Origin of the sequence: Streptosporangium heterodermiicola (assembly GCF_051390675.1) — a bacterium.
Lineage (GTDB): Bacteria > Actinomycetota > Actinomycetes > Streptosporangiales > Streptosporangiaceae > Streptosporangium.
In genome coordinates this window covers 140,886-153,176 of record NZ_JBPJSR010000017.1, presented here as the reverse complement: position 1 = coordinate 153,176, position 12,291 = coordinate 140,886, and the positions used below count along the sequence as shown (strand labels likewise).

Annotated in this window: 9 protein-coding genes; all 9 read left to right on the top strand. The window is 72.4% G+C overall.

Annotated features, from left to right (window positions below):
* The first annotated feature begins 126 nt into the window (after nucleotides 1-126).
* The gene (locus ACSC1Q_RS31545; RefSeq protein ID WP_436762331.1) at nucleotides 127-1,419 is read left to right on the top strand and encodes an MFS transporter; all 1,293 of its coding nucleotides are present in this window, start codon (nucleotides 127-129) and stop codon (nucleotides 1,417-1,419) included.
* Nucleotides 1,416-4,466: a type I polyketide synthase gene (locus ACSC1Q_RS31540; RefSeq protein ID WP_436762330.1), complete on the top strand. Its 3,051-nt coding sequence runs from the start codon at nucleotides 1,416-1,418 to the stop codon at nucleotides 4,464-4,466. Before ACSC1Q_RS31545 ends, ACSC1Q_RS31540 begins: the two co-directional genes overlap by 4 nt.
* Nucleotides 4,463-5,257: a thioesterase II family protein gene (locus tag ACSC1Q_RS31535; protein WP_436762329.1), complete on the top strand. Its 795-nt coding sequence runs from the start codon at nucleotides 4,463-4,465 to the stop codon at nucleotides 5,255-5,257. The genes ACSC1Q_RS31540 and ACSC1Q_RS31535 overlap by 4 nt, the downstream gene beginning before the upstream one ends.
* On the top strand, nucleotides 5,160-7,022 hold the full coding sequence (locus tag ACSC1Q_RS31530; RefSeq protein ID WP_436762328.1) for an acyl-CoA dehydrogenase family protein: 1,863 nt from the start codon (nucleotides 5,160-5,162) through the stop codon (nucleotides 7,020-7,022). The genes ACSC1Q_RS31535 and ACSC1Q_RS31530 overlap by 98 nt, the downstream gene beginning before the upstream one ends.
* A gap of 37 nt (nucleotides 7,023-7,059) precedes the next feature.
* Nucleotides 7,060-7,320, top strand: a complete 261-nt coding sequence (locus ACSC1Q_RS31525) for a phosphopantetheine-binding protein (RefSeq protein WP_436762327.1) — start codon at nucleotides 7,060-7,062, stop codon at nucleotides 7,318-7,320.
* A 332-nt stretch (nucleotides 7,321-7,652) separates the two neighbouring features.
* Entirely contained in the window at nucleotides 7,653-8,768 is a 1,116-nt protein-coding gene (locus tag ACSC1Q_RS31520) for a hypothetical protein (protein ID WP_436762326.1), read from the top strand.
* A 43-nt stretch (nucleotides 8,769-8,811) separates the two neighbouring features.
* Nucleotides 8,812-9,978, top strand: coding sequence for a toxic anion resistance protein (locus ACSC1Q_RS31515; protein ID WP_436762325.1), 1,167 nt, complete (start codon nucleotides 8,812-8,814; stop codon nucleotides 9,976-9,978).
* The gene (locus ACSC1Q_RS31510) at nucleotides 9,975-11,645 is read left to right on the top strand and encodes a VWA domain-containing protein (protein WP_436762324.1); all 1,671 of its coding nucleotides are present in this window, start codon (nucleotides 9,975-9,977) and stop codon (nucleotides 11,643-11,645) included. Before ACSC1Q_RS31515 ends, ACSC1Q_RS31510 begins: the two co-directional genes overlap by 4 nt.
* A complete protein-coding gene (locus tag ACSC1Q_RS31505) occupies nucleotides 11,632-12,261 on the top strand; it encodes a hypothetical protein (protein WP_436762323.1) in 630 nt (209 codons plus the stop codon). Before ACSC1Q_RS31510 ends, ACSC1Q_RS31505 begins: the two co-directional genes overlap by 14 nt.
* Nucleotides 12,262-12,291: the final 30 nt, after the last annotated feature.

Sequence of the window (12,291 nt, the reverse complement as noted above, 5' to 3'; positions counted from 1 at the left end):
ACGCCGAACGGCGACGCGCCGTCGCCAGGAGAACCGTCGCCAGGAGAACCGTCTTCGGAAGAGTCGTCGCCGGGAGAACACGGCCGGGCGTCCAGCCGTCGGGCCCGCGCGGCACGGAGGCATGAGGTGACGGGAAAGAGCCTCTGGCGCGTCTCGGGTTTCCGCAACCTCTGGGCCGCCCAGACCGTCAGCCTGTTCGGCACGCAGATCACCCTGCTGGCCCTGCCGCTCGCGGCGCTGCTCCTGCTCGACGCCTCGGCGTTCGAGGTCAGCCTGGTGTGGGCGGTGGAGTACGTGCCCATCCTCCTCGTCGGCCTGCCCGCCGGGGTCTGGCTCGAACGGCTTCCCCGGCGGCCGGTGCTCATCCTCACCGACCTCCTGCGAGGGGTGGCACTGCTGGCCGTGCCGGTCGCCGTGTGGCTGGACGTGCTCAGCATGCCGCTGATCTACGCCGTGGCGTTCGCCATCGGGCTGGGCACGCTCTTCTTCGACGTGGCGCAACTGTCCTACCTCCCCGAACTGGTCGAGGAGGACAAGCTCGTCGACGCCAACGGCAAGCTGGAACTGTCCCGTTCGGTCGCGCAACTCGGGGGCCCGGGGGTCGGCGGTTTCCTCGTCCAGGTGCTCAGCGCGCCCCTGGCGCTCCTGGCCGACGCGATCACCTACCTGGTCTCGGCGGTCTTCCTGCTCTTCATCAAGGTCGAGGAGCGAAAGCCCGCTCCGGCGGAGCGGCTCGGCCTGCGCAGGGAGATCGCCGAAGGCATCCGCTTCGTGTTCTCCCACCCGCTGCTGCGCCCGCTGATCCTCTGCGCCACCCTCGCCGAACTCGCGTTCGCGGCCGTGCTCGCCCTCCAGATCGTCTACGCGGCGGACGAGCTGCACCTGAGCGCCGGTGTGATCGGCATCGTCCTCGCGGTCGGCAACGCCGGCGGCCTGGTCGGCGCGCTCGCGGCGGAACCCTTCTCCCGGCGCTTCGGCACCGGCGCCGCCTTCATCACGTCGATCGTCCTGTTCAGCGGCGGCACGATACTCCTGCCGCTGTCCACCGGCCCGGTGGTCTTCGCCGCCGGCCTGTTCGTCATCTACGTCGGGGCGTACATCTTCAACGTCCTGCAGGTCAGCCTGTGCCAGATCGTGACGCCCCCGCGGCTGCTCGGCCGGATGAACTCCGTCTTCCGCTTCGTCACCTGGGGCATGATCCCCCTCGGCGCCACCGTCGGGGGACTGCTCGTGGCCCCCCTCGGACTGCGCGAGGTCTTCTGGATCGCCGCGGTCCTCACCGTCCTGTCGATGCTGCCTCCCCTCTTCTCCCCGGTACGCAAGCTGCGCGACGGCCAGACCCCGGCCGGACCCGAAGACGGCCCCGAGGTTGGTTCCGAGGACAGCGCGGAGCCCGCGCGGACGGGGGACCTCGCATGACCGCGCCGCAGGCCGAGCAGACCCAGCACGTCGAGCAGACGTTCATCGCGATCATCGGGATGGCGGGCCGGTTCCCCGGCGCGCCGGACGTCGACGCGTTCTGGGAGGGGCTCGCCGCCGGGACCGAGTTCATCACGCGATCACCCGAGGAGGGCACCGGCAGGGTCTCCGCCTACGGCGTCGTACCGGACGCCGACCTCTTCGACGCGGGCTTCTTCGGCTTCTCGCCGCGCGAGGCCCTGATGCTCGACCCCCAGCAGCGGATCTTCCTGGAGTGCGCGTGGGAGGCCCTGGAGAACGCCGGATGCGATCCGGGCGCCTACCCCGGCGTGATCGGCGTGTACGGCGGCTGCGGGGACACCGATCACCTGGCGATGCTGCGGGAGCGCCGGGACCTGTTCCCCGGCGTCACGGACTGGCAGTTCCGGCTCGCCTGCGGCATGGACTTCCTGACGAGCCGGGTGGCGTACAAGCTGGACCTGAACGGCCCGGCCGTGACCGTGCAGACGGCGTGTTCCACCTCGCTCGTCGCCGTCCACCAGGCCGCGCAGGCGCTGCTCGCCGGGGAGTGCGACGTCGCCCTCGCCGGTGGGGCGACGATCCGGGTCCCGCACCCGATGGAGGGCCAGGGCGACGACGACGTCCTCGCGGCCGACGGGCGCTGCCGCCCGTTCGACGCCGACGCGGACGGCACCGTGTCCGGTGACGGCGCGGGGATCGTCGTGCTCAAGCGGCTGGAGGACGCGCTGGCGGACGGCGACACCGTCCACGCCGTGATCCGCGGGTCCGCGGTCAACAACGACGGCGCCGGCAAGGTGGGGTTCACGGCTCCGAGCGTCGACGGGCAGGCCGCCGCGGTGCGCGCGGCGCACCTGCTCGCCGAGGTGTCCCCGGACACCATCGGATACGTCGAGGCGCACGGTACCGCCACGCCGGTCGGCGACCCCATCGAGGTGCGGGCGCTGTCCAAGGCGTTCGGGCTCGGCACGGACGAGAAGGGATTCTGCCTGCTCGGCTCCGTCAAGTCGAACATCGGGCACACCGACGCCGCCGCCGGCGTGATCGGGCTGATCAAGGTCGTCCTGTCGCTCCGGCACGAGCTCGTCCCCGGCACGGCGCACTTCCGCCGCGCGAACCCCGAGATCGACCTCGACACCGGCCCCTTCGTGGTGCGGGCGGAGGCGACCCCCTGGCCGAAGGGACCAACCCCCCGCAGGGCGGGGGTCAACTCCCTGGGGATCGGCGGCACCAACGCCCACGTCGTCGTCGAGGAATGGCCGGACCCGGCGCTCCCCGGCCCCTCCGGCCCCTCCGGCGGACCCCAGCTGCTGGTGCTGTCCGCCCGTACCGGCGGCGCGCTCGCCCAGATGGCGACCCGTCTGGGCGAGCACCTGAAGCGCGGCGGCACGCCGCTCTCGGACGTCGCCTGGACGCTCCAGACCGGCCGCAGGGGGTTCGCGCACCGGGCCTTCGCGGTCTGCGCCGACGGCGACGACGCCGTGGGCGCGCTGACCGGTGCCGAGCCGCACCGCCTGGTGACCGGCCGCGCCGCCGCCCGTACCGCGGGCGTCGCGTTCCTCTTCCCCGGGCAGGGCGGCCAGCACCTCGGGATGGCACGGGACCTGTACGAGCGGGAACCGGTGTTCCGCGAGGCGGTCGACACCTGCGCCGAGCTGGCCGCGCCGGAACTGGGGCTGGACCTGCGGGAGGTGCTGTACCCCGGCGCGGGCGCCGAGTCCTGGGCGGAGGCGCGGCTCGCCACGATGACGGTGTGCCAGCCCGCGCTGTTCGCGATCCAGCACGGGCTCGCCCTGCTGTGGCGGGCGCGCGGTGTCACACCGGAGGTCGTGCTCGGCCACAGCCTCGGCGCGTACGCCGCCGCGTCCACGGCGGGGGTGCTCGCACCGGCCGACGCGCTGACGCTGGTGCTCGCGCGGGGACGGATCCTCGACGGCCTGCCCTCCGGCTCGATGCTGGCCGTGCCGCTCGGCGAGGCGGCGCTCCTGCCCGCGCTGGACGGCGGCCTGTCGATCGCCGCGATCAACGGCCCGGCGCAGTGCGTGGTCACCGGCCCCGCCGCCGACGTGGACCGCCTGCGGGACCGCCTCGCCGCGGAGGGCGTGGACGCGCGTCCCCTGCGCATCAGCGCGGCCGCGCACTCTCCCCTCGTCGAGCCGGCCCTCGCCGGGTACGCCGAGCTGGTCGGGAGGATCACCCTGCGGCCACCCGCGATCCGCTGGATCTCCGACAGGACCGGAGCTCCCGTCAGCGCCCGGGAGGCGTGCGACCCGGCCTCCTGGGCGGCTCACCTGCGCCACACCGTGCGGTTCTCGGACGCGTTGCGGACGCTGCTCACCGGCGGCGAGCACGCGCTGCTGGAGCTGGGCCCGGGCCGCACCCTCAGTGGCCTGGCCCGGCAGCACCCCGAGTACCGGGCGGACCGCCCGGTGGCGCAGAGCCTCCCGCACGCCGCCGACGCCGGGGGAGGGGCCGCGGAGCTGCTCCATGCCACCGGCCTGCTGTGGCAGGCGGGCGTGCCCGTCGACTGGTCCGCGCTCCACCACGGGCGCGGGCCCCGGCGGGCCGCGCTTCCGGCCTACCCGTTCCAGCGCCGCCGGTTCCGGCTCGACGGGCCGGATCCGGCGCGGGACGCGGCCCCGGCCGTGGAACCCACCGGTTCCGAGGGTTCCGAGGGTTTCGGGGGCTTTGAACGGCCGGAGCTCGACGCCGACTACGTCCAGGCGGAGACCCGCACAGAGAAGATCATCGCGGCCGCCTTCCGCGAGGCGCTCGGCCTGGCGTCGCTGGGCGTCCACGACAACTTCTTCGACCTGGGCGGCGACTCCCTGATCGCGACCCGCCTCGTGGCGGGCATCCGGGCGGAGCTGGACGTCGAGCTCGGCGTTCGCGCGTTCTTCCGCGCTCCCACCGTGGCCGCGCTCGCCTCCCTCGTCGAGGAGTCCCTCACCGGCGAACCCGGCGAACCCGGTGAACCCCCCGTTGGCGATTCCCCCCTCGAAGCCCTCGACGAACAGGAGCGGCCGTGACCGGCTCCCGCCCCCGCTGGCTGCTGTGCCGGGAACGCCGCCCTCGGGCCCGCCTGCGGATGTACTGCCTCCCGCACAGCGGCGGCTCGCCGGGCGAGTACATGCGATGGTCCGACGCGCTGCCGGACGTCGAGGTCTGGGCGGTGCAGTTTCCCGGGCGCGGCAGCAGGCGGGAGGAGCCGCCGGCGACGAGCATGCCGGAGCTGGTCGACGCCCTGGTGTCCGAGGTGGACTTCGCCGCTCCGTACGTCCTCTTCGGGCACAGCCTCGGCGCGCTCGTCGCGTACGAGACCGCCCTGGCGTCGCGCGAACGGGGCTCGCCAGGACCGGCCGCGCTGTACCTCTCCGGCTACCGCGCGCCTCACCTGCACGAGGCCGGGTCCGACCTCCCCGAGCCTCGGGACGAGGACCTGGTCGCCGTGATCGAGAGCGAGCACGGTCCCCTACCCGAGGAGGTCAGGGCCGACCCGGACGTCCTGGCGGCGGCGCTGGAGGTCGTCCGCGCGGACCTGACGATCGTCGCCACCTACCGGCCCGTGCGCGGCGAGCCGCTGACCTGCCCGCTCGTGGTCCTCGGCGGCGACCGGGACGAGGAGAGCGGCGAACTGCTGACCGCGTGGAGCCGGTACACCACCGGGCCGTGCGACGTGCGGATCTTCCCAGGCGACCACTTCTACTTCCGGGAGCGGACCGATGACTTCCTCCGACACCTCGCCACCGGCCTCGACGAGCTTTCTGCAGGAGCTGTACCTGGGCCGCGTGCGGTGGGATCTGCTCCGCCCCTTCCCTGAGCAGGATCCGGGGGACCGCCTCGCCGGGGACGAGGCCGTCGCCCGCCTCGGCCGTCTCCTGCTCGACCGCGTCGATCCGGCGGCGGTCGAGGCCGACGGGCGCCTGCCCGAGGGGTTCCTCGACGCCCTCCAGGAGGCCGGCCTGCTCAGCCTGATGATCGACCCCTCGCTCGGCGGGCTCGGCCTCTCGTGGCTCAACGCCTGCCGGGTCGTCGAGACGGCGGCGAGCTGGTCCATGCCCGTCGCGTTCGCCCTCGCGATCCACAACGGGTTCGGCTCCGGTGTCTACCTGCGGGCGCTCTCACCGGGCCCGCTCCGCGACCTCATCGCCGAGCGGATCGCCGCCGGGGTCGTCTCCGGCACCGCCGACGCCGAGATCGCCGGTGCCGGGAACCGTGGCCGCACCACGGTCGCCGTACCCGTCGAAGGGGGCGACGCCTACCTGATCAGCGGCGAGAAGGTGTTCATCGGCAACGGCTCCGTCGCGGAACTGGTCGACGTCTCCGCGACCGTCGTCGGCGACGACGGCACCGAGGAGGTCAGGCTCTTCTTCGTCGACACCCGCAGCCCCGGCTTCGAGGTCGTGAGCACGCACGAGTTCATGGGACTGCGCGGCGCGGCCTTCGGCATGCTGCGCCTCGACCGGGTGCGCGTACCGGCCGAGCAGCTCATGCCCGAGGAGTCCGGCGGCTGGCGCATGCGACCGGAGTCCTCCGAGTCCTCCGAGGCCGGGACCGCAGCGGGGAAGGCGCCCGGTGAAGCGCCCGGCGAGGCGGGCGTCGATCTCGGGGAGCTCGCCCTCTTCGGACGCCACCTCGTCATCGCGCCCCCGGCCCTCGCCGTCGCGCGCGCGTCGCTGCTCTGGTCGCGGGACTTCGTCAACAGGCGGAGGATCAACGACCGCGCGCTCGGCGAGTACGAGGAGATCCGGCGGCGCGTGGCGGAGAACGCCGCCGAGGTCTTCCTCATCGAGAGCCTGCTCGTCTGGTGCCTGCTCGGGGCGGAGCGCGCGGACACCCGCCCCGACCTGACCGCCGCGAAGAACCTCGTGGCCCTGGCGAGCTGGCGCGCGGTGGACGGGACGATGGCGCTGCTGGGCGGGGAGGGGTACGAGACCGCCCGCAGCAAGGCGGCGAGGGGGGCTCCGCCGCTGCCGGTGGAACGCTGCTTCCGGGACGCCCGCGGGCTGCGGGTGGCGGGCGGTGTCGAGTTCATGCTCGACCTGTGGTCGGCGGAGGCGAACCTGCGGCCGTACTACGAGCCCGGGGGAGGACCGGAGCCGGAGGCGGACCCGCGGCCGTACGAGGGGGGAGCAGAACCGGCCGGCCCCTTCCCCTTCCCGCCGAGACACCACGATCACCTGCGTCGTCTCACGTCGCGGGCCGAGGCGCTCGCCGAACACTGCCGGGCCATGACCGATGACGTCCCGATGGACGAGCTGCTGACCAGGCAGCGCTCCCTCGCTCTCGTCGGCAGGATCGCGGCCGAGCTGCTCGGCCTCTCCGTGGTGCTCGCCCGTTCGGCCGACCTCGCGGAGCAGGGCAACCCGGCGGTGCTCGACCTGGCCGACGTCGCCTGCGCGGCGTCCGAACACCGGCTGGACGGGCTCTGGTCGCAGCTCGCCCACGAGACCGGCCGCTCGGGAGCCGACCCGGCGACGCTCGGCGACACCTGGCTGCGCGGCACCGGTCTCGACTTCCTCATCGGCGGCGCCGGCACCGCGGCCCCTCACACCACCGGCCTCTACGACCACCGGAGCCAATAATGATCATTTTCGAACGTGTCCAAGGGCGGTCGGCGAGATGAGCGAGACGAGTGACGCGCCCGGCGCCCCGCCGCGAGGAGAGGACGAGGAACTGGTCGCCGCGATCTGGTGCGACGTGTTCGACCTGGAGCGGGTCGGGCGGCACGACGACTTCTACGAACTCGGCGGTCACTCACTGCTCGCGATCCGGATGGCCTCCCGCCTGCGCGACACCGCGGGCCTGAAGGTGCCGCTGCGCCTCATCCTCGACAATCCCACGGTCGCCGAGCTGGCCCGGCTCATCAGGAAGCCCACCTGAGCGGGCACGAGGACGCTTCCGCCGGGGTGCCGGTCGATTGACGGCGCTCACGCCGACCGGCCGGACCCGCTCACCCTGGTCGCGAAGGCCGGTGACGATGTCCGGTGTCCGGGAGTCGTACCGCTGGACGCGGGAGTCGGTCGTCGGCGTCGGGGGACCCGCACGGGTTCCGGCGCGGCGACGGCGACCGCCCTCCGAGCGGCGCGTCGGTGAACGGAAAGTGAATTGTCAATACATCGTGAGTGCCCCGCTCCGCGCTGCCGTCATTACTCACATAATTCAATTGAAACCGCTATTTCATAGCGATACGGGGCAAGCTTTCGAGGAATCACATGAGGCGTTGGATCGGTGTCGGGCTGGCGCTGCTCCTCGGCGCCGCCGTGGTGGCGGCGATCGTGGTGGGCAACCGCGGCGGCGGCGCGGAGGCACGGGAGCCCGTCCTGGTCCGCGGGGTGATCGGTTCGGAGAAGAAGCCGTTCTTCGACGACCCGAGGGTGCGGGCGGTCTTCGCCGGGCACGGCCTGCGGGTGGAGGTCGACACCGCCGGATCGCGCCAGATCGCGACCTCGGTGGACCTGGGGAAATACGGCTTCGCGTTCCCGTCCAGCGCTCCGGCGGCCGAGAAGATCAGGCGCGACCGGGGCGCCACCCGCACGTTCGCGCCGTTCTCCTCGCCCATGGCGGTCGCCACTTTCACCCCGATCGTGGACGTGCTCACCAAGGCGGGCGTCGTACGGAACTCCGGCCAGGGTTACCAGGTACTCGATATCCAGAAATATCTGGACATGGTGGCGAAAGGCACTCGGTGGGATAAATTGCCGGGTAATACCGCTTACCCGGCGCGCAAGCGCGTGCTGCTCACCACCACCGACATCCGTACCTCCAACTCCGCGGCGATGTACCTCTCGATCGCCGGTTACGTTGCCAACGGCGACGACGTGGTCACCTCGGACGAGCAGGGCGCCAGGGTCGCACAGGCCGTCGCCCCCCTCTTCCTCGACCAGGGATACTCCGAGACCTCCACCGAGGCGCCGTTCGAGGACTACCTGTCCCTGGGGATGGGGAAGACGCCCATGGTCATGATCTACGAGGCGCAGTACGCCTCGCGCCTGTTCGCCGGGGACGGCTCGATCCGCCCCGACATGCGGCTGCTCTACCCCTCGCCCACGGTCCTGAGCAAGCACACGCTCGTACCGCTGAGCGCGCGGGGCACCGAGGTCGGCAGGCTCCTGCAGGAGGACCCGGAACTCGGGCGCCTCGCGGCCCTGTACGGCTTCCGCACCGCCGCCGCCAAGGCGTTCGACGACCTCGTGGCGAAGGCGGGCGCCCCGCTGCCGCCCGGCCTGGTCGACGTGGTGGAACCCCCCGACCACGACCGGCTGGAGGGCATGATCTCCGCGGTCGAGACGCTCTACCGGTCCGGGGCGGCCCCTTCACCCACCCCCTGACCTCACCCTTTTCAGCGCTTCGAGGCTTCGAGGAGAGACCACCGTGAGCGATCTCGTGCTCAGCCCGCCCGAACCCGTGGCCAAGGTGCCCACGGAGAAGGCGGCCACCATGCTGCCGATCCCGGAGGGGCGGGACGCGGAGCTGGCGGAGAAGGCCGGCGGCTTCGCCGAGGAACTGAGCGGCCTGGACCCGAGGTCGCCGGAGTTCACCCGCAAGGTGCACGACATCACCACCATGGGCGACGCGGAGATCCGGGCCTCCTCCCAGGTGGCGAACCGCATGCTGAGGCGCCCGGTGGCCGCGCTGGCGTCCGCCAGGGGAGAGGGCCGGGACGCGCAGGCGGCGGTGGCGGGGCAGCTGGTCGCGCTGCGCCGGACGATCGTCGACCTCGATCCCAAGCAGACGTCCGGCCCGGCCAGGAAGCTGCTGGGACTGATCCCGTTCGGCGACAGGCTGCGCGACTACTTCGCGAAGTATCAGTCGGCGCAGAAACACCTGGACGACATCATCCGCGCCCTCAAGTCCGGGCAGGACGAGCTGCGCAAGGACAACGCGGCCATCGAGGGCGAGAAGACCAACCTGTGGGAGTCGATGAAGCGCCTGCAGGAGTACGCCCTGCTCGCCGCCGCCCTCGACGCCGCGGTGGAAGAGAAGATCATGTATATCGAGGCGGCGGAGCCGGAGAAGGCCACCGCCCTGCGCTCGGACGCGCTGTTCGGCATCCGGCAGAAGCACCAGGACCTGCTCACCCAGCTCGCGGTGTCCGCCCAGGGATATCTCGCGCTGGACCTGATCCGCAGGAACAACCTCGAACTGATCAAGGGCGTGGACCGGGCGACCACGACGACGGTCGCGGCGCTGCGCACGGCCGTGACCGTGGCCCAGGCCCTCGCCAACCAGAAACTCGTGCTCGACCAGATCACCGCGCTGAACGCCACCACCTCCGACCTGATCGTGGCGACCAGCGAGATGCTGCGCACGCAGGCCGCCGACATCCAGACCCAGGCGGCCTCGACCACGGTCGGCATGGACGCGCTGCGCAAGGCGTTCGACAACATCTACTCCACCATGGACATGATCGACACGTTCAAGGCCAAGGCCGTGGAGAACATGGCGATCACCGTGGACAGCCTGACCGTCGAGCTGGACCACGCGCGCACGTACCTGGAGCGCTCACAGCGGGGTGACGACCAGGGAACCACCCGATGAGCGGGCCGGTGCCCGGCGCGCGAGCGGACACGCTCCCGGCCCGACGGGCGCTCACCGTACGCACAGGAACCCGCCCTGTCAGGCGGGCGCTGGCCGCGCTGGCCCTGCTGGCCCCGCTGGTGGCGTCGGCCGCGTGCGGCGGGGCCGGCACGCCCGTCGCCCCCGGCGACACCACCGACGGCCCCGGCGTGCTCCGCGTCCTCGCGGGAAGCGAGGTCGGCGACCTGGAACCGCTGCTCAGGCGGGCACAGGACGCCGTCGGCGTGCGGGTCGCGCTGTCGTACGCCGGAACGCTCGACGGGGCCGACCAGGTGGCGGGCGGCGGCGCGGACGGACGGTACGACGCGACCTGGTTCTCCTCCAACCGCTACCTGTCGCTGATCGACGGGGCGGCCGCGCGGCTCTCGACCCAGACCAAGGTCATGGTCTCGCCCGTGCTGCTCGGGCTCAAGGCGTCCAAGGCCCGCGAGCTCGGCTGGGACAAAAAGGCCGTGACCTGGAACGACATCGCCTCGGCCGCGGGCGCCGGGGGGTTCACCTTCGGCATGACCAGTCCCGCGGCGTCCAACTCCGGATTCTCGGCGCTGGTCGGCGTGACGGCGGCGCTCTCCGACGCCGGTGAGGCGCTGGGGGAGGCCCAGATCGCCGCGGCGACCCCCAGGCTGAAGGAGTTCTTCTCGGCGCAGACGCTCACCTCCGGCTCCTCCGGCTGGCTCGCGGACGCGTACGTCAAGGAGGGCGCGGTGGACGGGCTCGTGAACTACGAGTCCGTGCTGCTCGGCCTCAACGCCTCCGGAAGGCTCGCCGAGCCGCTCACGCTGGTCTACCCGGGCGACGGGGTGGTGACGGCCGACTATCCGCTCACGCTTCTCGGCTCGGCGTCCCCGGAGAAGAAGGAGCTGTACGGGAAACTCGCCACCTGGCTGCGCACGCCGGAGATCCAGCGAGAGATCATGACCACCACCCACCGCAGGCCCATCGTCCCCGGGGTCAGGCCCGACCCGCGCTTCGGGACCGCGTCGCTGGTGGAGCTGCCCTTCCCCAACCGGCGAGGCGCCGCCGACCGGCTGATCGGCGTCTACCTCAACCAGGTGCGCAGGCCGTCGCGGACCCTGTTCGTGCTGGACACCTCCGGCTCGATGCGCGGGGAGCGGATCGACGCGCTCAAACAGGCGCTGACCGCCCTGTCCGGCGCCGACACCTCCGCCAGCGGGTCGTTCTCGCGCTTCCGCGACCGCGAGACGGTCACGATGATCCCGTTCAACACGGGCCCCGGCACCCCACAGACCTTCACGCTGCCCGACCGCGATCCCGGACCGGTGCTCCAGCGGATCCGCTCCTACAGCCAGGGGCTGCGGGTTGACGGCGGTACCGCGATCTTCGACAGCCTGCGGGCCGCCTACGAGCAGGTCCGGTCGTCGCCGTCGGAGGACCTCACCTCCGTCGTGCTGATGACGGACGGCGAGAACACCGACGGCAGCTCCTACGACGACTTCGCCGCCTACTACGCGTCGCTTCCCGTGAAGGTCAGGACGTTCGTCGTGCTCTTCGGCGACAGCGACGTCGACGAGATGAGGCGGATCGCCGAGCTCACCGGCGGGGCGACCTTCGACGCCAGGCAGGGGTCGCTGGCCACGGCCTTCAAGGAGATCCGTGGCTACCAGTAGCCCGGGAGGGCGCATCCTCGCCTACGCCGGGTCGACCAGGAACATCGCCGGGTGCGCCCTGGCCCTCGCCGGGGTGGTCCTGGTCTTCCTCGGCGTCGCCGGGACGTACTGGCCCGTCGTGGTCGCCGGGCTGTACGGCGTCGGGGCGCTGCTCGCCCCGGCGGACCGGGTGCGGCTCACGATCTCGCACGCGGAGGTGGAGTCACGGCAGCTGGGAGCCGACCTGGACGCCCTGCTGGCCAAGGTCGGCGGGAACCGGTTCCCCGGCGACGTGACGACGCGGGTCGGCGCGCTCGCCGAGGTGCTGCGCGACATCCTCCGGCGGGCGGACACGCTCACCTCCTCACCCGACCACCTGCACATCGTGTCGCAGACGATCAGGGACTACCTGCCGTCCAGCCTGGAGGCGTACGCGAACCTGCCCCGCTCCTACGCGCTCACGCGGCGCGGCGAGCGGGAGCGCAGCGCGCACGAGGAACTGCTCGCCCAGCTCGACCTGCTGGACACCCGGCTGCGCGAGGTGGCCGAGTCGGTCTACCGGGGCGACGAGCAGGCCCTGCGCGACCAGGGCAGGTTCCTCCAGGACCGGTTCGGCGGCTCCGGCCTGGATCTCTGACCCGGTCGCCCGGCCTCTCCGGCGACGCGA

Coding starts and splice junctions, on each gene's coding strand:
- ACSC1Q_RS31525 (WP_436762327.1), top strand. CDS start 7,060: ATGAGCGAGACGAGTGACGCGCCCGGCGCCCCGCCGCGAGGAGAGGAC.
- ACSC1Q_RS31530 (WP_436762328.1), top strand. CDS start 5,160: ATGACTTCCTCCGACACCTCGCCACCGGCCTCGACGAGCTTTCTGCAG.
- ACSC1Q_RS31520 (WP_436762326.1), top strand. CDS start 7,653: ATGAGGCGTTGGATCGGTGTCGGGCTGGCGCTGCTCCTCGGCGCCGCC.
- ACSC1Q_RS31540 (WP_436762330.1), top strand. CDS start 1,416: ATGACCGCGCCGCAGGCCGAGCAGACCCAGCACGTCGAGCAGACGTTC.
- ACSC1Q_RS31510 (WP_436762324.1), top strand. CDS start 9,975: ATGAGCGGGCCGGTGCCCGGCGCGCGAGCGGACACGCTCCCGGCCCGA.